Annotated in this window: 21 protein-coding genes and 1 tRNA gene; 11 read left to right on the forward strand and 11 right to left on the reverse strand. The window is 40.2% G+C overall.

Features of this window, described 5'->3' with window-relative positions; translation table 11 throughout:
- Positions 1–13: 13 nt before the first annotated feature.
- The 3 genes from ABD676_RS04130 to ABD676_RS04140 are packed head-to-tail and all read right to left on the reverse strand — an operon-like array spanning position 14 to position 1940.
- Positions 14–838 (reverse strand): TPM domain-containing protein, encoded by an 825-nt coding sequence (locus ABD676_RS04130; RefSeq protein ID WP_344673404.1) that lies wholly within the window; start codon positions 836–838, stop codon positions 14–16.
- An 11-nt stretch (positions 839–849) separates the two neighbouring features.
- Positions 850–1326 (reverse strand): TPM domain-containing protein, encoded by a 477-nt coding sequence (locus ABD676_RS04135; protein WP_344673405.1) that lies wholly within the window; start codon positions 1324–1326, stop codon positions 850–852.
- A 35-nt stretch (positions 1327–1361) separates the two neighbouring features.
- Positions 1362–1940, reverse strand: coding sequence for a LemA family protein (locus ABD676_RS04140; RefSeq protein ID WP_344673406.1), 579 nt, complete (start codon positions 1938–1940; stop codon positions 1362–1364).
- Between the two features lie 150 nt (positions 1941–2090).
- On the opposite strand from ABD676_RS04140, the gene ABD676_RS04145 reads away from it, so the two are divergent.
- The 3 genes from ABD676_RS04145 to ABD676_RS04155 all read left to right on the forward strand — a co-directional run bounded on the left by ABD676_RS04145 (position 2091) and on the right by ABD676_RS04155 (position 4272).
- Positions 2091–3632, forward strand: coding sequence for an NAD(P)/FAD-dependent oxidoreductase (locus ABD676_RS04145; RefSeq protein WP_344673407.1), 1542 nt, complete (start codon positions 2091–2093; stop codon positions 3630–3632).
- 87 nt (positions 3633–3719) lie between these two features.
- A tRNA-Gly gene (locus tag ABD676_RS04150) sits at positions 3720–3792 on the forward strand.
- A gap of 42 nt (positions 3793–3834) precedes the next feature.
- The gene (locus tag ABD676_RS04155; protein ID WP_344673408.1) at positions 3835–4272 is read left to right on the forward strand and encodes a PH domain-containing protein; all 438 of its coding nucleotides are present in this window, start codon (positions 3835–3837) and stop codon (positions 4270–4272) included.
- A 309-nt stretch (positions 4273–4581) separates the two neighbouring features.
- Here the strand turns inward: ABD676_RS04155 and ABD676_RS04160 are convergent, their stop codons facing one another.
- The 4 genes from ABD676_RS04160 to sufB all read right to left on the reverse strand — a co-directional run bounded on the left by ABD676_RS04160 (position 4582) and on the right by sufB (position 9689).
- On the reverse strand, positions 4582–5811 hold the full coding sequence (locus ABD676_RS04160) for an MFS transporter (RefSeq protein WP_344673409.1): 1230 nt from the start codon (positions 5809–5811) through the stop codon (positions 4582–4584).
- Between the two features lie 253 nt (positions 5812–6064).
- Positions 6065–7372, reverse strand: a complete 1308-nt coding sequence (gene sufD, locus ABD676_RS04165) for a Fe-S cluster assembly protein SufD (RefSeq protein WP_344673410.1) — start codon at positions 7370–7372, stop codon at positions 6065–6067.
- A 43-nt stretch (positions 7373–7415) separates the two neighbouring features.
- Positions 7416–8174, reverse strand: coding sequence for a Fe-S cluster assembly ATPase SufC (gene sufC, locus ABD676_RS04170; RefSeq protein ID WP_344673411.1), 759 nt, complete (start codon positions 8172–8174; stop codon positions 7416–7418).
- 63 nt (positions 8175–8237) lie between these two features.
- Positions 8238–9689: a Fe-S cluster assembly protein SufB gene (sufB, locus tag ABD676_RS04175; RefSeq protein ID WP_344673412.1), complete on the reverse strand. Its 1452-nt coding sequence runs from the start codon at positions 9687–9689 to the stop codon at positions 8238–8240.
- 1401 nt (positions 9690–11090) lie between these two features.
- On the opposite strand from sufB, the gene ABD676_RS04180 reads away from it, so the two are divergent.
- Entirely contained in the window at positions 11091–11561 is a 471-nt protein-coding gene (locus ABD676_RS04180; RefSeq protein ID WP_344673413.1) for an Lrp/AsnC family transcriptional regulator, read from the forward strand.
- Between the two features lie 6 nt (positions 11562–11567).
- Entirely contained in the window at positions 11568–12632 is a 1065-nt protein-coding gene (locus tag ABD676_RS04185; RefSeq protein ID WP_344673414.1) for a DUF6695 family protein, read from the forward strand.
- On the opposite strand, the gene ung is transcribed toward ABD676_RS04185, so the two are convergent.
- Positions 12629–13300, reverse strand: coding sequence for a uracil-DNA glycosylase (ung, locus tag ABD676_RS04190; RefSeq protein WP_344673415.1), 672 nt, complete (start codon positions 13298–13300; stop codon positions 12629–12631). The two genes, ABD676_RS04185 and ung, sit on opposite strands and share 4 nt — an antisense overlap.
- Positions 13301–13395: 95 nt before the next feature.
- Between ung and ABD676_RS04195 the strand changes: the two genes are divergently transcribed.
- Positions 13396–13935, forward strand: a complete 540-nt coding sequence (locus ABD676_RS04195; protein ID WP_344673416.1) for a tetratricopeptide repeat protein — start codon at positions 13396–13398, stop codon at positions 13933–13935.
- Positions 13936–14522: 587 nt separating this feature from the next.
- Here the strand turns inward: ABD676_RS04195 and ABD676_RS04200 are convergent.
- Together ABD676_RS04200 and ABD676_RS04205 are read right to left on the reverse strand one after the other, a co-directional pair.
- Positions 14523–14990, reverse strand: a complete 468-nt coding sequence (locus ABD676_RS04200) for a hypothetical protein (protein ID WP_344673417.1) — start codon at positions 14988–14990, stop codon at positions 14523–14525.
- A 10-nt stretch (positions 14991–15000) separates the two neighbouring features.
- Positions 15001–15462 carry a DUF4293 domain-containing protein gene (locus ABD676_RS04205; protein WP_344673418.1) on the reverse strand — a complete coding sequence of 154 codons (462 nt, stop codon included), beginning with the start codon at positions 15460–15462 and terminating at the stop codon, positions 15001–15003.
- 205 nt (positions 15463–15667) lie between these two features.
- On the opposite strand from ABD676_RS04205, the gene truA reads away from it, so the two are divergent.
- Positions 15668–16417 (forward strand): tRNA pseudouridine(38-40) synthase TruA, encoded by a 750-nt coding sequence (gene truA / locus ABD676_RS04210; RefSeq protein WP_344673419.1) that lies wholly within the window; start codon positions 15668–15670, stop codon positions 16415–16417.
- An 8-nt stretch (positions 16418–16425) separates the two neighbouring features.
- A complete protein-coding gene (locus ABD676_RS04215; protein WP_344673420.1) occupies positions 16426–18189 on the forward strand; it encodes an ABC transporter ATP-binding protein in 1764 nt (587 codons plus the stop codon).
- A gap of 369 nt (positions 18190–18558) precedes the next feature.
- On the opposite strand, the gene ABD676_RS04220 is transcribed toward ABD676_RS04215, so the two are convergent.
- Positions 18559–20682, reverse strand: a complete 2124-nt coding sequence (locus ABD676_RS04220; protein WP_344673421.1) for a M3 family metallopeptidase — start codon at positions 20680–20682, stop codon at positions 18559–18561.
- 160 nt (positions 20683–20842) lie between these two features.
- On the opposite strand from ABD676_RS04220, the gene ABD676_RS04225 reads away from it, so the two are divergent.
- From ABD676_RS04225 to ABD676_RS04235, 3 genes are read left to right on the forward strand one after another with little or no spacing between them, the layout of a single operon-like run.
- Positions 20843–21931 (forward strand): DUF4407 domain-containing protein, encoded by a 1089-nt coding sequence (locus tag ABD676_RS04225; protein ID WP_344673422.1) that lies wholly within the window; start codon positions 20843–20845, stop codon positions 21929–21931.
- 54 nt (positions 21932–21985) lie between these two features.
- Entirely contained in the window at positions 21986–23161 is a 1176-nt protein-coding gene (locus tag ABD676_RS04230; protein ID WP_344673423.1) for a DmpA family aminopeptidase, read from the forward strand.
- Positions 23130–24281 (forward strand): serine hydrolase domain-containing protein, encoded by a 1152-nt coding sequence (locus tag ABD676_RS04235; RefSeq protein WP_344673424.1) that lies wholly within the window; start codon positions 23130–23132, stop codon positions 24279–24281. The genes ABD676_RS04230 and ABD676_RS04235 overlap by 32 nt, the downstream gene beginning before the upstream one ends.
- The last annotated feature ends 4 nt before the right edge of the window (positions 24282–24285 follow it).

Raw genomic sequence — 24285 nt, forward strand, 5'->3', positions numbered from 1 at the left:
ATTATACCAATTATTACCATCTTCCGCTGGCACCACCGCCACCGAATCCTCCACCACCAAATCCGCCGAAGCCACCACCTCCGCCGCCGCCAAAGCCGCCACCGAAGCCTCCGCCATCATTGTCATCACCGCCACGTCCAAGTGAATTTAATAAAGTCCACCAGAATAAATCCGAAGAACCTCTACCTCCCATCACACGACCACCACCATTATTTCCGCCACCTCGCTTAGATATAAGCGCGATTACCACAAAAACAACGATTACGATAAAGATGATCGGAATTCCTCCTCCACCTTCAGTAGAGTAAGATTCTTTTGGATCTGCCTTATATTCCCCTTTAGAATAGGATATCAAAGCATTTACACCATTGTCTAATCCACTATAATAGTCGCCTTGTCTAAAGGCGGGCTTTATTTCATTTTCTATAATCCGATAGGCAATAATATCAGGAATTGCTCCTTCCATACCATAACCTGTACGAATCGTTACTGCACGATCATTGATCGCCACTAATAAGAGTACACCATTGTTGTATTTCTTATTACCCACACCCCATTTCTGAGCTAGACGATCACCATAATCGGCAATATCATAATCTCCAGTACTGCTCATCACCACTACCGCTATCTGATTGGAAGTGGAGTCCTCAAAAGCTAATAACTTTTGCTCTAAGGCTTGTATTTGACTGGCACTTAAGGTATTGGTAAAGTCACTTACCAAGGCATTGGGTGCCGGTGGAAAATCCTGTGCAAAGGCTTGGAGACTAAAAACCAGCCCGACAAGGAAAGTAAAAAATAAATTTATAGACGTACTCACTAAACGAGTTTTCTTATACATAAGGTATCGCATTAACCAAAATAAATATCATTCGGCAGTTCATTGACATCATCTTCTCTTCTCGGGAAGTAGGTTGCCAACTGTAGACCCGCCTGATCTATGCCTTCAATAAGGCCACTCACATAATCTCCACTTCTAAAATGTACCAACATCGAATCTTTGGTTGACTCCCAAAAATCAGCAGGTACTTTCTGATCAATACCTATATCCCCGATGATTGCAAATTGATGATCATCAGTCGCTAAGTAGATCAATACCCCATTGCGCTGCGCAGTATGGTGCATCTTTAATTTCTCAAAAAAAGATTTAGCCTGTTCATAGGCTTCTTTACCATTTAAATGGCGCTCTACGACCAAGCGGATCTCCCCCGACGTACGGTTCTCCGCCAAGCTAATCGCCTGAACGACCTTCTCTTGTTCCTCTTGATTGAATATCTCCATAAGGTTGAAAACAGAAAAGATGAATGCCGATAAGCGAATCAACGACATTCATCTTTTTAAATCTTTCTAAAAATATAAATTCATTAAAACTGTACCGTAGGTGCTTTGTCCGAACCTTCTGTAGCTTTGAATGTACCTTTAGACTTAAAGCCGAAGATACCTGCCATAATGTTGTTCGGGAATGAACGCACCGTTGTATTATAATCTTGTACAGCCTCATTATAAGCTCTACGTTCTACAGAGATACGATTCTCTGTACCTTCCAATTGTGCTTGTAACTCTTGAAAGTTAGAGTTAGCTTTCAAATCAGGATAAGCTTCTACACTCACTAAAAGACGACCGATAGATTGCGATAAGGCATCTTGAGTCTGCTGATAATTCGCAATTGCTTCTTCCGACAAGTTAGATGGATCTACTGTTACAGATGTTGCTTTCGCACGTGCTTCGGTTACAGCGGTCAATGTGCCCTCCTCGTGTTGCGCGGCACCTTTAACCGTATTTACTAAATTCGGGATAAGGTCTGCTCTACGCTGGTAGGCGTTTTCCACCTGTGCCCATTTCCCCTTTACATTCTCGTCTTTGGAAACCATGGTGTTGTAACCACAAGAACTGAATGATAGTGCTGTGAATAAACCTACTAAGGCAATTAATAATCTTTTCATGTGTAATGTTTTACTTGTATTCTTTAAAATTAAGAAATTGTTTTTATAAAATTATCATATCAAAGCATATACCAAATGCAAAAAAACGTGAAATAATGGCAGGATTTGCTACTTTTGCTTTGTTTTTGGGATAAAACCCCAACATTCCATATGCAAAAAGAAATTGAAATTGCCCTAATTCCTGAGGCTATTCAGGACGATAATCGTATCCTTCAGGAAGGTGCAAAGAAACTCCGTATCCCCCTTAACCGTATTTCAGGATTCCATATCCGTAAAAGATCTATCGATGCCCGAGGCAAGCAGGTCTTATTTCGAATGCGTGTAGTCTATTTTATCGATGAACCTGTCGTTTTACCAGAGTTCCATATTCCATTACAACATGTTCAAGATGCCGAGCCTGTCATTATTATTGGCGCTGGCCCAGCTGGACTGTTTGCTGCCTACAAATGTCTACAACGTGGTCTAAAACCTATCGTTATTGAACGTGGCAAAAAGGTACAGGAACGTCGTCGTGACTTAGCCAAGATCAATCGAGAGGGTTTTGTTAATCCTGAATCCAATTATTGCTATGGTGAAGGAGGTGCAGGAACCTATTCTGATGGAAAGCTATATACTCGATCCAATAAACGTGGCGATGTTCATGAAGTTCTAAGCATATTTGTTGAGCATGGTGCACCAGATGATATCTTGGTTGACGCTCGCCCGCATATTGGAACCAATAAATTACCGCATATCATTGAAAGTATCCGCGAACGAATTATTGAATACGGTGGTGAGGTGCTTTTTGATTGTAAGGTAGTAGACATTATTGCCAACTTTGGAAAGGTTGAAGGCGTAATTACAGACGCTGGTGAAACCCTAAAAGCAAAACATGTCGTAGTGGCAACTGGTCACTCAGCACGAGATATATTTGAACTTTTCCGTCAAAAGGGATGGTTACTAGAAGCTAAACCTTTCGCTTTAGGCGTACGTATAGAGCATCCTCAGGAACTTATAGACCAAGCCCAATACCATTGCAGTATCAGGCCTGAAAACCTTCCTCCTGCATACTACAGCTTGGTGGAACAGGTCGATGGTCGTGGCGTATTCTCCTTTTGTATGTGTCCAGGGGGAATTATTGCCCCTTGTGCTACCGAGCAGAATGAAATTGTCGTGAATGGATGGTCTCCTTCCAAACGTAATAACCCTCATGCCAACTCCGGAACTGTGATACAAATCAATTTGGATGATATCCCGAATGCAGCAGAAGATCCTTTTGCCTTACTGGAATTCCAAAGGCAGATAGAACAGCGAGCATTTGTATATGGTGGAGGAAATTTAGTTGCTCCAGCACAGCGTATGGTTGATTTTGTACAAAACAAGGTCTCCAATGATCTCCCTATCAATTCTTATAAACCTGGAACTCGATCAGTTGCACTTCAGGAAGTATTACCTGATTTTGTACATCGGGCATTACAAGGAGCCTTGCCAATATTTGGACGAAAGATGAAAGGTTATTATACCAATGAGGCTATCTTGGTCGGAGTAGAATCACGTACGTCTTCACCTATTCGAATTCCAAGAGATAAGGATACCTTGCAACATCCGCAGATAGAAGGACTCTACCCTTGTGCTGAAGGTGCCGGTTATGCTGGTGGAATTGTCTCCGCAGCTATTGATGGCATGAACTGTATCGACGCTATAAAGCGCTAGAAACCAATTCTCCGCTTAAATAAGGAGAATTATTTAGAGAAATAATTGACAAGAATACTCTTTTGTTGTATTTTTGTAGCACTTCAAGCGAAAGTAGCTCAGTTGGTAGAGCACAACCTTGCCAAGGTTGGGGTCGCGAGTTCGAATCTCGTCTTTCGCTCAAAAGCTTTCTGAATACAGAAAGCTTTTCTTATTTTAGGGTATGCACCATTTCAAACCAAAAAGGGACTTATCCCAATTCAAATTAGCATTTTTAATACTCATCCCTATTTTCATCCTCATTTCTATTCTCAGTGATTCTTGGCAAGAAGCTGTGCTAGTCAATATGCTTATTTCCGCAATCTTAGTCAGCATGTTGTTAATCATCATGTATACCACCAGCTATAAAATTGATGGAGAATTCTTAAGATATCGGTCTTTCTTTCTTTTTGGGAAAGTATCCATTTCAGATGTACGGCAATTAGAAGTAGGGAAAACCATGTACGTAGGCATAAAACCAGCAACTGCAAAGAATGGAATCATCGTCCGTTATAACCGCTACGATGAGATTTACATCTCACCAGAAAACAATCAAGAGATGGTTCAAGCACTGCTTGAAATTAATCCGAATATCCAAGTCATAGATTATACAGAAAAGTAAGCTGGATAAACAACGGAGAACGACTAGGGAGGTGATTTCTTAAGACATTAACAATTATAGTAGTTTATTTTATTTAAGCGGGCGATGCAAGCATCGCCCGCTTAAATAAAAATAAAATTATCTTAAAAACCTATATAGTTTAAAGTTCCCTCATCAGAGATTCGGGATTACGTGATCTTCGTGGGTAAACAGAGACTCTTCGCTCCGTTCTGAGTTGGGAATTGAAAAACTGCCATCCTCTGATGTCTTATATCTGTTGTCTGAAATCTATTCCTATATCTAACAGCGTAGCGGTCTCAAATCTCCCGCCTACTCCCCACTATCCTTACGAACCCCTAATGCCATCAGTGACGGAGTAAAAAAGGACGCCAGACCAATAGCAATCACGATAAAGCCAGAAATAACAAAGGCATTTGCTACTCCGATATAATCAGCAATATTACCTGCGAACAGCAATCCGATCAAACTAGGGATAATGGCAAAACTAAAGTAAAGCGAAAATACACGTCCCAGCATCTCTGGTGCGACTTCTTCTTGAATAGTCGTCATAAATGCTGCTGAGAAGATGGACATGGCCATTCCACCTAAACCTGTCAGGCCAACAAACACCCAAAATAAGCTAGGACTCAATATACCGGAGAATACAAAGCTTAAACCCAGCAAAATATGCATGGAATTAATTAGCAATACCTTTCGTAAGGAAATTTTAAAAACCGAGAGTATCGATCCACCAACTAGCATACCGACACCCCAGATCACTTCAATTACACTCATTTCAAATTCCTTACCTCCAAAATGATCTATGGTCAACAAAGGAAACATGATGGCTACCGGCATAATTCCAACCGTTGCAATTACTGAATACATAAACATCCAGGCTAAGCCCTTATTTTTGTAAATAGCAGCCATTCCCAACTTCAAGTCTATCCATACCTGATGTATCGATCCGGATACTTGCGTCTTCACATGTGGAATACTGATTAATAACAAGGAAGTAATGGCAAACACAGCGCCGATAACGTCCAAATAAAGCACCTGGTTGATCGGGAAATTAGCAATCGCTAGAGTCCCTAATGCAGGACCTGCGATACTGCTTACTGATTGTAACATCTGATTGATACCAGAAACCCGCAAAAGCTTGTCCTCGGGAACAATTAAAGGTGCTATCGCTTGCATAGCTGGACTGTGAAATGCCGAACCAACAGATCGACAAGCCATCAATAGGTATACCAAGCTCAACTGAACATGTCCATCTCGAAGTGCAATCGTCATTAAGATGGTACAGATCGCAATAAATCCATCGGCGAAGATCATTATCTTCTTCCGATCCCAGCGATCAATATAAACACCGGCAAATGGGCCAATAATGGCCTGAGGGAGTAAACCAGCAATTGCCGAGTAAGCCAATATCTCTGCCGATTTAAATTCTAAGCTCAACCAAACGATCAATGCAAAGTTGACCGCCGAGCTACTCAATAAGGACACAAACTGTCCAAACCATATAAATAAATAGGTCCTAAACCAATTCTTCTTTTCCATGAAATATAAGGGTATAATTATACAACTCCACCGAGGAGTAACATTCAATAAATAACTTCTAACGACCTAAAAAGGCTTTACCAAACCCACGGTCTGAAGTCGTACGTTGTATAATTAAAAAGGCTCATGTCTCAAAAATAAGAGTTTATCTCAGAACTGCAAATTTTTATATGCAGTTAAATACAGAACGCTAGAAACAAAAAAAGCGTCTTAGCCAAAAATGCCAAGACGCCTTATTACTAAAACTACACTACTAATTTCGATCTAAACCCTTTGCAACACGGTCTTCCACAAAAGTCCTAACGGCCTCATTGGAGAAACGGGATGTCACATCAAATGCAAAGGCATGCACCAACAGGATTCTTGCACTTTCTTCGCCAATACCTCTTGCGCGAAGGTAGAACAATGCCTCATCGTCAAATTGACCCATGGTACATCCATGCGAACATTTAACGTCATCAGCAAAGATCTCTAACTGTGGTTTTGTAAAAACAGTAGCCTTATCACCGATCAACATGTTGTTGTTCTGTTGGAAGGCATTGGTCTTCTGCGCATCTTCACGCACAAAGATCTTCCCGTTAAATACCGCAGTAGATTCATCCTGTGGGATGTTTTTATACCATTCGTAAGATTCACAATGTGGTTTCATGTGATCTACGACAGTATGGTTATCTACAAACTGCTTTCCTGCCAATAAGTTGATACCGTATAAATGCGATTCAACCTCTTGATCGTCTAAGCGAACATTAATGTCGTTGCGGACAAAGGATACACCCGGGAAATTACAGTTATAGTTATTGTATAAACTATGTTTTGTTTGGTAAACCTCAATATGGTTAATATAGTGACTGTTTTCAGTAGCCAATTGCAAGTAATAATGTTGCAATTTGGCATTCTCTTCTGTCACAATTTCCGTCACCTTATTGTTCAAGTTTTTAGCTGTACCATCCAAAGCGATAAAGCTTTCAATGATCTCAGCCTCCGCATTCGGTTCTAAAACAAATAGATTTCTCGTTTGTGCAAAGAAATCTTGGCCTCCCGTTGCTACATGAACAATATGGATGGGTTTAGAAACCACTTTATTCTTTGCTACCGAAAGGTAGATACCTGAAGTATGTAATGCGGTATTCAATGCAACAGTTGAGGACCCCGTTTTATCGGCATGTTTTGCAAAATGCTTGATAAAATTAGGCTCTTCCTGTGCCTCTTCGATAGATTTAACGGTCAATCCGATTTCATCTTCTAAAGATGCGAAAGCCAAAACATACTGACCATTGATCAAAACGATCTGATGGGCATCTAAGTTCGGGATATCAGCCTGACTAAGGTCGATATCAGCAACATCCACATCTTCGTTCAACAAGTAGGCCTTGTTAACCAAAGGTTGGATATTGGTATATTTCCAATCCTCATTCTTCACAGTCGGGAATCCCAATTCTTGAAAACGAGCAAACGCTTCCTGTCTCAAGGCAGTTACCTCGGCAGTATCGTTACTCGTCTCCAACTCTTGAAACGTTCCTGTCAATTGTTGGAATAAGGAGTTTGCTACTAATGTACTCATGTTATTTGTTGTCAATCCGCTCATTACCTCTTTCTATTAACGATTAGGCATCCTGCGCATCTAATTCTTTTAACCAATCGTAACCTTTTTCTTCTAATTCTAATGCTAATTCTTTCGGTCCTGATTTCACGATTCGACCGTTGTGCAAAACATGCACGAAATCTGGAACGATATAATCCAACAAACGTTGGTAGTGTGTAATCACGATAAATGCATTGTCTTTCGAACGCAATTGGTTAACACCATTCGCAACGATACGTAATGCATCGATATCCAAACCTGAATCTGTCTCGTCCAAAATCGATAATTTCGGATTTAACATCGCCAATTGGAAAATCTCGTTACGTTTTTTTTCACCACCTGAGAAACCTTCATTCAATGAACGGTTCGCTAGGTTTGCAGAGAATTCCACTAATTTTTGCTTTTCTTTTACCGTTTGTAAAAACTCTTTTGCTTCCATTGGAGGAAGACCTTTATATTCACGGATATCGTTTACCGCGGTTCTCAAGAAGTTGATGTTAGAAACTCCAGGAATTTCTACCGGATATTGGAAGGCTAAAAACAAACCTTCGCGAGCACGATCTTCTGGAGCCATGTCCAATAAATCTACACCATCCAAAGTAGCCGTTCCTTCAGTCACCTCGTAGCTGTCACGTCCTGCCAAAACATTTCCTAATGTACTTTTTCCAGCACCGTTAGGACCCATGATGGCATGAACCTCTCCTGCTTTAACTTCTAAGTTTAATCCTTTTAAAATTTGTTTGTCCTCGATGGACGCATGCAAATTCTTTATGCTTAACATATCTTTATTTTGGGTATTAATTGGGGCCATTCGCATGGGCCAATATCATTGCATTTACTTTAATTATCCTACTGACCCTTCTAATGAAATCGCCAATAATTTCTGTGCCTCTACAGCAAACTCCATAGGTAGCTGATTCAACACTTCTTTCGCATATCCATTCACGATTAAGCCTACAGCCTTCTCTGAATCGATACCACGTTGGTTCAAATAGAACACTTGGTCCTCGCCAATCTTTGACGTAGTAGCCTCATGCTCCAATTTCGCCGTTTTGTTTTTGCTCTCAATGTATGGGAAAGTGTGTGCTCCACAACGATCGCCAATCAGCAAGCTATCACATTGCGTAAAGTTTCTCGAATTGTCTGCATTTGGACCAATCTTAACCAAACCGCGGTAAGAGTTATGACTTAATCCAGCAGAGATACCCTTAGAAATAATTTTTGAACGGGTATTCTTTCCTAAGTGAATCATTTTTGTACCGGTATCAGCAACCTGTCTGTTACGAGTCATCGCTACGGAGTAAAACTCTCCTACTGAATGATCACCTTTTAGGATTACTCCCGGATACTTCCAAGTAATGGCCGAACCTGTCTCTACTTGTGTCCAAGAAATCTTGGAGTGATCACCTTTACAGATTCCACGTTTAGTTACAAAGTTGTAAATACCACCTTTACCGTCTTTATCTCCTGGATACCAGTTCTGCACAGTAGAATATTTAATCTCTGCATTGCGCATAGCGATTAATTCTACCACTGCTGCGTGCAATTGATTCTCATCACGCATTGGTGCTGTACAGCCCTCTAGGTAGGAAACATAAGCGTCTTCATCAGCGATGATCAAGGTACGCTCAAATTGTCCAGTGTTTTCGGCATTGATACGGAAATAAGTGGAAAGCTCCATTGGACAGTGCACCCCTTTAGGGATGTACACGAATGAACCATCGGAAAATACCGCTGAATTCAATGCTGCATAAATGTTGTCCGTTTGAGGAACCACTGTTCCCAGGTATTCTTTAACCAATTCAGGGTGCTCCTGAACGGCTTCACCGAAAGAACAGAAAATAACTCCTTGTTCCTTCAGCTTCTCACGGAAAGTAGTCTTTACCGATACGGAATCAAATACCGCATCAACCGCTACTACCCCTGCTAAAATCTTTTGTTCATCCAAAGGGATACCCAACTTCTCAAACGTGGATATTAACTCCGGATCCACCTCATCCATACTCGCTAATTGCTTCTTTGGTTTCGGTGCTGCATAGTAAGAGATATCCTGAAAATCTACATCAGGGTTCTCGAAGTTCTGCCATGTAGGCATGGTCATCGTTTGGAAATGACGAAATGCTTTTAATCGCCACTCCAGTAACCATTCCGGTTCGTTCTTCTTCTGTGAAATCATACGAACGGTATCTTCACTGAGCCCTTTAGGCGCAATGTCCATCTCGATATCCGTCGTAAAACCGTACTTATATTCTTCGAGCTCTAACTCTTTTAATAAATCGTCGTCTTTGCTGCTCATTTCGCTTTCACTTTAATTTAGACTTTTTTACTTAGTCATTTGAATTGCAAAGTTACGTTTTATAATGCAATTAAAGACCATGTTTGTGTTCTACTGACACAGTTTTTGAGAAAAAAAATGACAAAAGTCATTTCCATGCGTATTAAGCCTATTTAGAACGATTATATTATGACAATTACATGATTGTCATAGATATTAATTATATCGATAGATATTATTTATAACCTAAAACTATCTAAAACCCCTTCATTCTCAACTGTAATTAATTTCAATAGCTACAAATTATGATTTGAACCATAGAGAGACAACAGAAGATAGACAAAAGATGTGAGACAACAGATTTAAGACTTTTTGATATACTTGATGGCAGGTGATGCATGCATCGCGCCTACTGATAACGATAAAAATACAACCAAAAAACACCCCTAACTATAGCGTTGAAGCATGCTTTGACCTTTTCCACCGTTTCCTCATTTCTATCTCAAATCTCACATCTAATAGCGAAGCGGTCTCATATCTCAAATCTATTTTTAAATCGGGCAGACATTCCGCTGCGCTCAGTGCTGCCCCTACGCTGGGCGGATATTAAAGTGTTAGTATCAAGCTTTCTAGATAGCACGTTAGGTAAGGGCAGTACTGGGTGAGTTTGAGGAAAGGGTTTATCCTTGACGATAACGAACGGAATGTCCGACCGTTTAATTTAATTTTAGACAACAGAAGATAGACAAAAGATACAAGACGACAGATTTAAGACTTTTTGAGCTGTAAAGAATTTAGATTGTACGGTCATATCTCAAATCTATTTACTTTCTACTAATTCTCCCTTCCATTTTCTGATGTCTGTTGTCTGATGTCTAAACGTCTCTCCCAAGGGTTTTATTCGCTACTCCTTCGGATCTCCTTCGGAACTTGTTCGGAACTCCTTCGGATCTCGTTCGGTTAGAAGCGAACGAGATCCGAAAAAGATCCATATCAGATCCTAAGAAATTCCTTAGGGTTCTCGAACTCAACACAAGCAAAATTGCTTTCGATATGTAGGGATATACGGAGATAATAAGGGATATAAAAAACAGCTTCATAATGCCAGTTAGTTACAACTTTTGTACTTTCAAAACACGTTTACTTGAAAGCATGGGCGAAGAAATAGGCATCACGTTTTAATTTAATAAATTTCCTTTCAAGGAGTCCCAACCTAGAACTAAAGAAAGTACCAGCTGCAACTGTGCAGCTGACATGAATACACCGTTAGAAACATTTATTTTTCTATTAGGAAAACAGGATGTTAAAAAGGTTGAAAGGGCGCTCAAATAAGCTAAATATCAGACTAAAAGGCCTAATAGTTGCGATAATACCAAATTAAATTTTGTATATTTATATTTCTTTATTTTTATTGGCAACCCTATGATGTACCAACCAGATAAAACGGATTTAAAGATTTTAAAATTGCTTCAGGAGAATGGTCGTATAACGAACTTGCAGCTCGCTACCAATATTGGACTTTCTCCCGCTCCGACATTAGAACGCGTTCGCAAACTGGAGAACTCCGGTTTCATCAAGAGCTATCATGCTTTTGTTGATGAGGAAAAATTAGGTTTGGGCATCAAATCGTTTATACAGATTTCCTTGGACTTCCATACGCACAATGCAATTCCTGAATTTGTGGAGGCTGTTCGAGCGATACCTGAAGTTACCGAATGTCACCACGTAACTGGAAACTGTGATTTCATGTTGAAGGTTTATGTGAAAGATATTAAAGCATATGAGGCGGTTATCATGGAGAAGATTTCCAAAATTCCTTTTGTGAAGACTTTCCAAACCATGATGATTATGTCTACGAGCAAGAAAGAACCAATTGTTCCATTGGAATACTAATGAAAAATGGCCTTCGAGGATTTAGCGATCATATTAACATGGCCTGATGCCACTATACGTGGAGATGAAAAATGGATGATGTTTTTCAAACGGATCGGTATTGTCAAAAATTTAAACTTCAAAGTTGGCCATACTGGTGTTGTATTAGTAAAACGGGCAACCGGCGAGATGTATTTCTATGACTTCGGTCGATACATCACACCTAGAGGATACGGTCGCGCACGTTCCAAAGATTCTGACCCTCGATTGAGCATTGGGGTAAAGGCTATTTTCCAAGACAACAAAATCAGCAACCTACCGGAGATCCTAGCACATTTCGAGCAGATGAAACCCGCGATGTATGGCGAAGGAAGGCTGTTTTTTAATATTGCTGAAGACATTAATTTTGAGTCCGCAAAGGCATACGGAGATGACTGCGTTTTGCAAGGAACTTATCCTTATGGTGCAGTAGCACGAAACAACAATAACTGCTCTCGCTTTATCACCCGCATGCTGATGAAATCTTCCTTACGATACCATTATTGGCATGGCATTAATATACCAGAGACAATTAAAGCTAGTCCGATCAGTAATATCGTTAATGTTAACAAATTACGAGAGGTTAACTCATTTAGTCCGGAAGAAGGCATCAAGACTTTCAAGATGAACCGTTTCCAATCGTTCTTCTTTTTGGCAAAACAACTGGGAGACAATGTGTTTCACAGGAAAGCATCCCTATTGCCAAACGACATTATCATTGGTGCAGTCAAGTTTGCATCTAAGCCTATTTCCGTACCGAAGATGGCTAAATATCTAGGTGGTGTAGGAGATGGCGCATGGTACTTTTTGCATGAACGTTCAGATAGCCAAATTGAAATTAGTCGTTACACCAGCAATGGACAATTGGAATACGTTGTATTAGGAGAAGCTAGCGAAGCTATCGATTTCTCTGCCGACTGGGATATTGCCTACGATAGCCACTTGCTTTTCACCCATATCGTTCAAAAGGGCCAAAAAATAAAGATCAATCATGTCGAGACCCTCCCTTTAGAGGATTACAAATACAAAAACCTTCAAGAGCGTTACGCTTAAATCTGCCAATCTATTGGTTTCTTACCAGAAGCCTGGAGATAATCATTTGTTTTCGAGAAAGGTTTAGAGCCGTAAAATCCACGATAGACCGATAGTGGAGATGGGTGAACAGAAGTTAAGACTAGGTGTTTGGCTTGGTCTATTAATGCTGCTTTTTTAGCGGCATATGCTCCCCAAAGAATAAAAACCACATGTTCTTGTTGATCAGAAATTGCTCGGATAATTGAATCTGTAAATTTCTCCCAACCTTTCTTCTGATGAGATCCGGCTACATGAGCTCGAACGGTGAGGGTGGCATTGAGCAATAACACGCCTTGCTTTGCCCAATGTGACAAATCACCATGATTCGGGATTTGAAAATTGGGAATATCATTTTGAAGTTCTTTATAAATGTTTTGTAAGGATGGTGGAACGGCAATACCTGCTGGAACAGAAAAAGATAGACCATGTGCTTGCCCATCGTTGTGGTAAGGATCCTGCCCTAGGATAACCACCTTTACTTGTGACAATGGTGTCAAACGAAAAGCATTGAAGACGAAATCATTGGGTGGGAATACCTGTCCGGCTTCACGTTCCTGTTGCACAAAAGCCGACAACTTTTTCATTTCATCCGACTGAAACATAGGTTTTAGGATGCTATCCCAACTGGAATCAAAACGATCAGACATACTGCACAACAATTTTTACATTATTTTACTCTAAACAAGTTGTATAACACGCTAAATTAACGGATATTTGCAAACTTACAGTATTAAGAATAATTATGTCAAATTTAGTTCGAATTATCATATGTAGTTTGTTGATCGTGGGAACGATAGCTTTGTTCTGGTTTGGTCACTGGGGATGGGGGATTTTAGCTATCCTAATAACCATATTAGCATGGGTAACTGTTTTCTTTAATGAGAAGATGTTGCTTGCGCAATGGTTCTTACGTAAAGAACGCATGGATAAAGCGGAAGTATGGTTAAAGAAAATCAACAATTACGAGTCCGAATTGATTCCGGCACAGCATGGCTATTACCACATGTTATTGGGATTAATCGAATCGCAGCGCGCACCTCTTCAATCGGAAAAATTCTTTAAGAAAGCATTGACCTTAGGTCTTCACATGGACCACAGCGTTGCGCTAGCAAAATTAAGCCTTGCAGGCATCGCAATGGCAAAACGCAATAAACGCGAAGCAGAAAAACTTCTTGCCGAAGCCAAGAAAGCAGATAAAAACAAATTGCTAGAAGAACAAATCAAACTCATGAAATCGCAAATGGGAATGATGGACAAACAGCAGTTTCGTTATTCAAGATAAAGTTGAAAAAGCCGCAGATTGCGGCTTTTTTAGTATTTAGTAGGGAGTATTTAGTAGTTAGACCTATTGGCGGGATAGCAAATTTGTTATTTCCAACTCAGAACGAAGTGAAGAGTCTTTGTTTCTCCCCTAAGACTACGTCATCCTCCATCGAAGATGGAGGAACTATAAACCATGAACAATTTTTTATTTGTGTTATTGCCGGGCGATGCATGCATCGCCCCTACAAACAATCGTGATTTTATTGTTCTTAACCACCTTAACTATAGGGTCGAAGCATGCTTCGACCGCAATAGTTAGATATTAAATTCGAAAAAAGAATCGGTAGGCGTTTTTATCGCGGGCGATGCATGCATCGCCCCTACAAACAATCGTGAAATTATTAATGCTAAACGCCATAACTGTAGGGTCGAAGCATGCTTCGACCGCATAATAAAAAATAAAAAAACTCAAATTATCGTACAGACGAAAGTTCACTCAGCTAGCGTCGTGATGACGGGATCTGGGGGAGAGAAATGAGACTCTTCGCTTCGCTCTGAGTGGCAAGCCTTATCCCGCCAATAGGTCTTTATACTAAATACTTTCTACTATATACTACCCAAAGGGCTAACCACTGCCTCCACAAACTTACCTTCTTCTTCGAGTGACTCAAAGACAAGTTTAATGGCTTTTGCCTTTTTCATTTCTGCTGTCAGCGGAGTAAACTTAAGTTGTATAGGCACTGGCATATCTTGTTTCAAAAGATAGTTCAGGTAATTCTGTCTTTGGGATAAAAGGATCAATACACGGTCCATCTTAATGCTGTGCAGCATGTGTGATTTTTCATTGGCATCAATTAAGGTACTGGCAAAAACATTGAGACGGAAGTCCCTAGGGTCTTTGTCGTAGGAAATGACAAACAAGTCAACCTGTAGGGTGTCATTGTTGTTTTTGATAGATTTCAAGTCAAATTGAATATCATCGACAATATTGACAGTTGTATCTTCTTGAGCCATTCCAATACGGGGAAGGGCAAAAAATAGCCCTATAAGGGCTATGTATATAAACTTTTTCATAAGATCGATTTTAACGTAGGCGATCAGCAGATTTGATCAACTTTTCATCATTACGTATACCACGGATCGCAAAGCTTATAAACAAAATGGATAGCGGCAAAGTGAAATAGCCAATACCAATATTTCCAATATGAATTCCGCTTTCTTTTACATCACGTAATCCGTCTGCAGTAATCCACATCCAAATAGCAAACAAACAGACTAAAATCACTTGCACTAAGATCAGTTTGAGCTGAAGTTTTCTGTTCTTAAACTGAAAAATAATGAAGATAGGGATTAGAGTCAGGATGACTGCCACAATAGTCATCATCAGGAAGCTTGGTTCTACACCTGAAGGCGGTTTAACTCCAGTCACGAAGATGCTTCTACCTAAATCGACTGGATTAGAATACATCATGTAAGGCAAGAAAAATAGGCCAACTAGGCTAAGGCTCGATAATAACAACCAGATGGATTGTATACGCTGTATCATAGTATTTCGTTATTTATACACAAATATAATAGAAACAACTTAATTTGGATTTAGTTTCAGGCTATTTGGCTAGGTAATGTCTCTATGTTGGGGTAATATTCCTGCCTGTCAGGGATTTTTCATAAAAAGATAAAATAGCGGAATCGAGTATTGGCCATGAAGCAGGTTAGGTGAATTTAATTACCTTTGCATGGTGGAAAACACGATGGATAGATACTTTATTGAGATTTCATACAATGGTTCAGCATACCACGGTTGGCAGCTGCAAGAGAATGCAGTTTCTGTTCAGGAGAAGTTGAATGAAGCTTTAGCTATTCTACTTCGTGAGCCTGTAGAAACAACTGGAGCTGGACGAACAGATACGGGTGTTCATGCCAAACAATTGTATGTTCATTTCAATAGTGCAGCAAGCATCCTTCAACATCCGGAGCGTTTTATCCACTCCCTGAATGCCTTACTTCCTTTTGATATTGCTGCAAAACGCTTGCTGTCGGTACATCCGGATGCGCATGCACGATTTGATGCTTCCGATAGAAGCTATGAATATTTGGTGCACTTCCAAAAGGATCCTTTCAAGCATCTGTTCTCCTGGCAATTGCGGGATGTTCCTGATGTAGAAAAAATGAACATTGCAGCGCAAGAATTGTTAGGTAAGCAGGACTTCTCTTGCTTCAGTAAATCACATACGCAGGTGTTTACTAATATCTGCGACATAAAACGTGCGGAATGGGTTTGGGAAGGGGATCAATTAATATTTCATATCAGTGCAGATCGGTTTTTACGGAATATGGTGCGTGCAATTGTGGGCACCCTAATGGAGATAGGGCTTGGTAAAAAGCCAGTTTCCTATATCCAAGAGGTTATTGCCAGCAAGGATCGTTCAAAAGCTGGAACTTCTGTCCCTGCCTGTGGGTTATATTTAACAAAAGTTTTGTATCCTTATATAGAAAATTAGTTTAACGATTGGAAAAGGAAAAAATAGCGGGCAGTGCTTATGACAGCAAACTTTTAGGCAGGTTAGCCAAATACATCAGACCCTATCAGGGCATCTTCTGGGTATCGGTTATCTTGACTATTTTGTTGGCTGCTGTTGCACCAGCTTTACCCTTATTAGTAGAATATACCTTAGATCATTTTATCCTTTCAGGTAAATCCGAAGGATTAACGATGATGTTGGTCATCATGTTTGCCCTGTTAATCGCGCAGACATTAATTCGCTATTTCCACACTTTAATGACGAATACCTTGGGTCAGTCCGTTATTCGCGATATCAGAATTCAAGTATTCAACCATATTACCAATCTTCGATTAAAATACTTTGATAATACCCCTATCGGTCGTCTGATCACCAGAACAATCTCTGACTTGGAGACCATTGCCAATATATTCTCTGAAGGGTTAATCCAGATCATTGGGGACTTACTGCAACTGGTGGTTATTCTTGGTGTCATGTTCTATACCGATTGGCGATTAACCTTAGTAGTATTGGTTCCGATGCCTTTGATGATTGCTGCCACATATATCTTCAAGGAGGCTATGAAGTCGGCATTTCAAAGTGTTCGTCTTTGGGTATCGAATTTAAACACCTTCCTTCAAGAACATATTACCGGGATGAATGTCATCCAATACTTTGCTCGTGAAGACCAAGAAATGCGCAAGTTTAAAGCCATCAATGCAGAGCATAGAAATGCCCATATTCGAGCGAACTGGTATTTCTCCATCTTCTTTCCAGTATTGGAGATTATTGTGGCCATTGCTACCGGTCTATTGGTTTGGTATGGCTCTAAACAGATTTTAGCCGACGTTATCTCTCCGGGTGTGGTTGTAGCCTTCATCATGTATATCAACATGATCTTCCGCCCTATCCGTGAGTTAATTGATAAATTCAATACCCTACAAATGGGTATGGTATCTGCAGAACGCATATTCGACGTATTGGATACGGATGAGTTCACCCCCAATCAAGGTACCTACAAACCAGAGCATGTTCGAGGAGAAATTACGTTCAAGAATGTTTGGTTTGCCTACAATGATGAGCACTGGGTATTGAAGGATGTCAGCTTCCATGTCAATGCCGGAGAAACACTTGCTTTAGTAGGTGCAACTGGAGCCGGAAAGTCTTCCATCATCAATATTTTAAGTCGATTTTACGAGATACAGAAGGGAGAAATCTTACTTGATGGAGTCGATATTCGAGAATACGAATTAAGTTATCTGAGACAGACTATTTCTACGGTATTACAAGATGTTTTCCTGTTCTCAGATTCTGTTTTAAACAACATTACCTTACACAATCCGAATATTAGTTTTGAGTCAGTTGTAGATGCTGCCAAGAAAGTGGGGGCCTATAATTTTATTATGCGTCTACCGGGAGACTTCAACTATCAGGTTCAAGAACGTGGCTCAACTTTATCTGCGGGTCAAGGGCAGTTAATTTCCTTTATACGTGCCTTAGTACATGATCCGAAGATCTTGATCCTCGATGAAGCAACCTCTTCTATCGATACAGAAACAGAAATCCTAATACAACACGCCATAGAAAATTTGATGGATGGACGTACATCCATTGTCATTGCCCACCGTTTATCTACTATTCAAAAAGCGGATAAAATCATCGTACTTGATAAGGGTGAAATCAAAGAGATGGGGTCCCACCATGAGTTATTGGAGATGGATGGTTACTACCGTAGGTTGTATGATCTGCAGTTTAATTCGGCGGGAATTTGATGGTAGTAGTTAGTATATAGTAGTTAGTATTTAGACCTATGGGCGAAAAGTGAATATTTGTTATTAAACTAAAACGGGCGGACATTCCGTTCGCTTTCGAACGGGATAAATCCCTTTTCTTCAAGCTCACTAAGTACCGCCCCTACCTAACTCGCTACCTAGAAAGTTTTTGTAATTTAACTTTAATAGCCACCCAGCGTAGGGGCAGCACTAAGCGCAGCGGAATGTCTGCCCGCCCTTAAAAATAGTTCTAATTACTCTGTACCATACCTAACAGCGAAGCGGTCTCATATCTAACATCGTAGCAGTCTCTAAAAACAAGAAAGAGGAATCAGCTACCTGATTCCTCCTTCTTGTTTTGACACGTCCTTACAAACCTCTCTTTTTCATCAAATAGATTGGGTTTGGATCTGCACCACGGAATTTGCGGTACATCTCTGCTGGGTTGCCCGTTCCACCACGCTCCAGGATATTGCTACGGAATGCAGCAGCTGTTGCTTGGTCGTATAGGCCTTTTTCTTTGAATGCTGCAAAAGCATCTGAATCCAATACCTCGGACCAGATATAGCTGTAATATCCAGCTGAATAACCTCCTGAAAAAATGTGTTGGAAGTAATTACTTTTATAACGAGGGATAATCGCATCGATTAAACCAATCTTAGCCATTGCCGATTTCTCAAAATCATTTGCTTTCCCTTTGATTGCCGTAGTAGCACTGTGGTAGTTCATATCTAAGATAGATGCTGCCAAGTATTCAACGGTTGCAAATCCTTGATCAAAAGTACCAGCCTTTTGCATTTTCTCAATTAATGCATCAGGAATAGCTTCTTTTGTTTGATAGTGCTTAGCATAGCTTTTCAATACTTCAGGATCTCCTGCCCAGTTCTCCATGATTTGAGAAGGTAATTCTACGAAATCACGAGGAACAGATGTTCCAGCTAAGCTTTTATATTTTACATTAGAGAACAATCCGTGTAATGCATGACCAAACTCATGGAACAAGGTTGTCGCTTCATCAAAAGTCAATAATGCTGGACTATCTCCAACCGGTTTTGTAAAGTTACATACGATAGAAATTACTGGAGCTACACGCTTACCATCCTTACGGCTTTGGCTGCGGTATGATGTCATCCAAGCACCTGAGCGTTTAGACTCACGTGGGAAGAAATCTGCATACAATAAACCTAAGTGTGATCCATCTTTATCACGAACCTCATATACTTCCACCTCTGGATGATAAACAGGAACATTGTTTAAAGCGACAAATGAAATTCCCCATAACTTATTGGCAGTAGAGAATGCACCTTCACGCACATCCGCTAAACTGAAGTATGGTTTAATCTCTTCTTCATTTAGAGCATAGCGTTTTTGACGGATTTTCTCTTGGTAATAGCGCCAATCGTATGGTGCTACTTGGAAAGTATCCTTAGCAGCAGTAATCTCTGCTTGAATATCTGCAGCCTCTTGTTTAGCTTTTGCAATTGCAGGAGTCCAGATTTTATTCAATAAAGCATTTACATTCGCTGGTTTCTCCGCCATGGATTCTTCCAATACGTATGCCGCATGCGAACTATAGCCTAATAATTTTGCTTTTTCCAAACGGTAATTCGCAATCTTGATTAAAATCTCGTTATTATCCGTTTCATTTCCTTGGTTACCACGGTTCTGGTAAGCATTCCAGATTTGCTTGCGCAATTCACGGTTATCAGCATACTGAAGGAAAGGCATTACAGAAGGATTCTGTAAAGTGAAAACCCATTTGTTTTCCAAGTTTTTTGCTTTTGCTTCTGCAGCAGCAGCAGCTTTCAATTCCTTTGGAAGTCCTGCTAAATCTGCTTCCTTATCCACTACCAATTGGTAAGCATTGGTCTCTGCCAATAAGTTTTGACCAAATTGCGTAGTCAATACCGATAATTCGGCGTTGATTTTCTTTAATTTCTCTTTGTTTTCATCAGAAAGGTTAGCACCCGAACGCACAAATCCTTTGTATGTTTCTTCAAGAAGTTTTTGATCTTCAGCATCCAAACCTAATCCATCTTTCTTATCATAAACAGCTTTTACACGTTTGAATAAGGTTGGGTTTAATGAAATCTCGTCTCCATGTGCCGACAATACCGGCGCCATGTCTTTAGCAATTGCCTGAATGGTATCGTTAGTATTTGCCGAGTTTAAGTTGTAGAACACGGTTGATACTTGACTTAACAATTGACCAGCATTTTCTAATGCTACGATAGTATTGGCAAAGCTTGGCTCATCAGTGATTTCAAGGATCGAATCGATCTCTGCATTGTGCAATTCTAAAGCTTGCTTAAATGCAGGTCTAAAGTGCTCGTCCTTAATGAGGTCAAATGGAGGAACCTCAAAGTTTGTCTCGTATTTCGCTAATAGAGGATTGTTCAAATCTAAGGGTTGTTGTTTCTTCGTTTCGTTGTTACACCCTACTACCATGCTCGCAACAATAGCGCAGAAGGGTAAAAAACTTCTTTTATTCATTATATGATCGTTTGTTTCAATTTTTGTGCAAAGGTAAAGATATTTTATACAGAATACCAATCCAAGCCTTTCACAAACAAACCTAAATTTTTTCAATTTTTTACAATCTTTGCTGTAACAAATACAAAGTATACACGTCTAACTAACAAAGTATTATAATATGAAAGATTTCTTTTGCTGGTGTGCGGGTGTTCATGCAGACACTTTAGCGAAATATCCAGAAGAACATAATAAATATGTGAGCATTGGTGCGACCATATTTTTCACTGGTCTTTTTGCTGCTCTAGCAGGAGGATATGCCTTATATTTTGTGTTTAGCGGTAGTGATTTTGCCTTCTTTTATGCAATGATATTCGGTTTGATATGGGGATTAGCCATCTTCAACCTCGACCGTTACATCGTTTTGAGTATTGACAAAAGCCGCAGTAGTGGTATGCAGTTACTGCAAGCATTGCCTCGTATTTTATTGGCTATTCTTATCGGTTTGGTTATCTCCAGACCTTTAGAACTTAAAATCTTTGACAAGGAAATCCGGGAGCATTTACGTGCAGAGTACCTTGTTCAGCAAAATGCTAAAATTGACACCCTTAATAAAACCTTCGAGAATAAATACCTCGTGGAGTATGGGCAGTTAAATGCTTTGAAATCACAGGCAGATTCTATGGACTCCAACATCAAAACAGCTAGGCAACAATTGAACCATGAGATCTTTGGAACCAAGACCGATGAGACCTCAGGTGTAATGGGCTATGGCCCTTACGCTAAAATGAAGGAATCCGAATTAAATAAACAGCAAATTTACCTGGATAGCTTACGCACTAGAATACAAGCTAAAGAATCTGAATTACTACAACGAAAAACTGCCGAAGGTCTAATGGATCAACGCATCTTATCAGACAAGTCTTTGGATAGTGCCATTAATGTAGCTGGATTTGCCGATCGAAATGCCGCATTAAGCAACCTCCACAAAAAACCTGATGGAACCATCAATAAGTCTACGGAGTATGCGGTTATTTTTATTGCTTTACTCTTCATCTTCTTCGAATGTCTTCCGGTATTTGTCAAACTGATGAGTGGTCGGGATGCGTATGACAATGCCCTAAAGAATAAAAAAGAAATCAACTATTACGAATCAGATACGGAAGTTAGAGTAGAAAAATCGGCTATTGACAAAATTGATGATTATCGAATAGATGCTTCTATCAAACGAAGAATGGATCGATTACAGGAAGAATTCTCCGATAATTAACAAAGCGTCCTAAAGATTTCTTATACTTGCTCATCTACAAAAAACAAAAAACAGATGAGCAAGCGATTTTCCTTTTTAGCGCTGGCAGTATTAACCTTAATAACCTCAAGCCAAGCACAAGAAAAAAGAGGCCGTATCCGAGATTTTGGAATCCAGATCGGCATATTACCTACAGGAACCAACAACGCCATAACTGATGTGGCCGGAGTAACTGTAGGGCAAAAAACCTTAATCCAAGGTGATAAAATTCGTACTGGAGTTACAGCCATCCTACCCCATTCTGGAAATATTTTTCAAGAAAAAGTACCTGCTGCCATTTATGTCGGGAATGGTTTTGGGAAGCTCATGGGCATCTCCCAAATAGAAGAGCTAGGAAATATAGAAACACCCATCCTATTAACCAACACTTTGAATGCACCCAAAGTGGCTGATGGTCTCATCGATTATATGCTTTCATTACCCGGAAATGAGCAAGTCCGCTCGGTCAACTCCGTTGTTGGAGAGACGAACGATGGTGGGTTGAACGATATACGTGGTCGCCATGTATCCTCCAAAGATGTATTGGAAGCCATTCAAGCGGCCAAATCTGGCCCTGTACTGGAAGGAAATGTAGGTGCTGGAACCGGGACAGAATGCCTGGGTTATAAAGGTGGTATTGGCACCGCCTCTCGAAAGCTTCCAGCATCTCGTGGTGGATATACTGTTGGTGTTTTGGTTCAAACAAATTTTGGTGGTGTGCTGCAGATTAATGGTGCACCTGTTGGGCGTGAATTGGGCAATTATTATATGCAAGAACCCAAAGAGGCACATAAAGTCGATGGTTCCTGCATGATTATTATTGCTACAGACGCACCCCTTTCTGCCAGAAACCTGGAGAGGTTAGCCAAAAGATCTTATATCGCTTTCGGAAATGTGGGCTCTTTCTCTTCCAATGGTAGTGGCGACTATTCCATTGCTTTCAGCACAAATACAAAAAATAGAATACCGCATCAGACGGATAAGCCTGTATTTGATCAGGAAGATCTGGGAAATGATTTCATGTCTCCTCTATTTATGGCTGTCTGGGAAGCGACCGAAGAAGCTATCCTCAATTCCATGTTTATGGCTACGGATATGACCGGCATCAACGGTCGTACAGTGAAGGCTCTACCTATTCAACAAACACTGAACATTCTAAAGAAATACCACGCATTGGACTATGATAAATTACCAAAAGCTGTACAGAAGTAAACGAAATATCTTATTCTTAATCTTCTTACTGGCACTCAATTCTGGCTTTGCCCAAGTAGATGAAGCAGATAAAATTATCAAGCAATTAGAACAGAAAGAAAAGCAGATAACAGAGTTAGGAAGGATTATGGATCGAGATTCTATTCCGGGTCTGCAAATAGCCTATTCCAAGAAAGGGAAAAAGGAATTTATCGAAGCCGGTTGGCTGAAACAAGGACAAAAAGAATATGTTAATGTGCATACCGCATTTCAAGCTGCATCCTTAACCAAAGTAGTCATGGCCTATACTTTTTTCCGCCTATATGATCGTGGACTTATCTCCTTGGATAAACCCCTATGGGAATACTACAAGTATGTCCGCATTGCGAATAATCCACAAGCTAAGAAAATCACGGCTCGAATGGTATTAACACATCAAAGCGGATTATTAAACTGGGAGGGTGATGTTCCGAGCCAAGCATGGCGTCAATCAGCATTAACTTCACAATTTGAACCGGGAACAGATTACATGTACTCTGGTGAAGGCTTCTATTTTCTTCAAGAAACTTTGGAACACATCACAGGAAAGTCTTTTCAAGAACTGGTAGAGCAGGAAGTCATAAAACCTTTTAAATTGAAAGATTCAGAAATTCTGTGGAAAGATCGCTTAGCAGACAATGCTGCCTTTGGTCATTACAGCAATGCTAAGGCTAGAAATTTAGGAATGTATCGTAAAAGCAACGCTGCCTATACACTTTATACGACAGCATCGGATTATTGCACTTTTTTGGAGAAGGCCATTCTACAGGGAAAGGGTTTAAAAGCAACTACCTATAAACTCTTTTTGAGTAAGGCAGGAGAGGCTAAAAAATCCGGTCAGATCAGCCCTGATGACAAGTATGTACCTACTGCTTTAGGTCTGCGTATGCAAATTAACGAAGTTGGTACTGCCTATTGGCATACAGGCTCAAATCCGGGTTTCCGCTGCTTTTTTATAGTCTATCCAAAAACGCAAGAAATCCTTTGTGCGTTTAGCAATTCAGACAATGGATTTCGAGCAATACCCGATATATTGGCTTTATTTTTGAATAATAATCAGACCTTCTGGATGTATAAATGGCGTCAGGGGGAATTGGATTAAGAAC

The organism is Sphingobacterium kyonggiense, from assembly GCF_039536825.1.
In the GTDB taxonomy this organism is placed as follows: Bacteria; Bacteroidota; Bacteroidia; order Sphingobacteriales; family Sphingobacteriaceae; genus Sphingobacterium; species Sphingobacterium kyonggiense.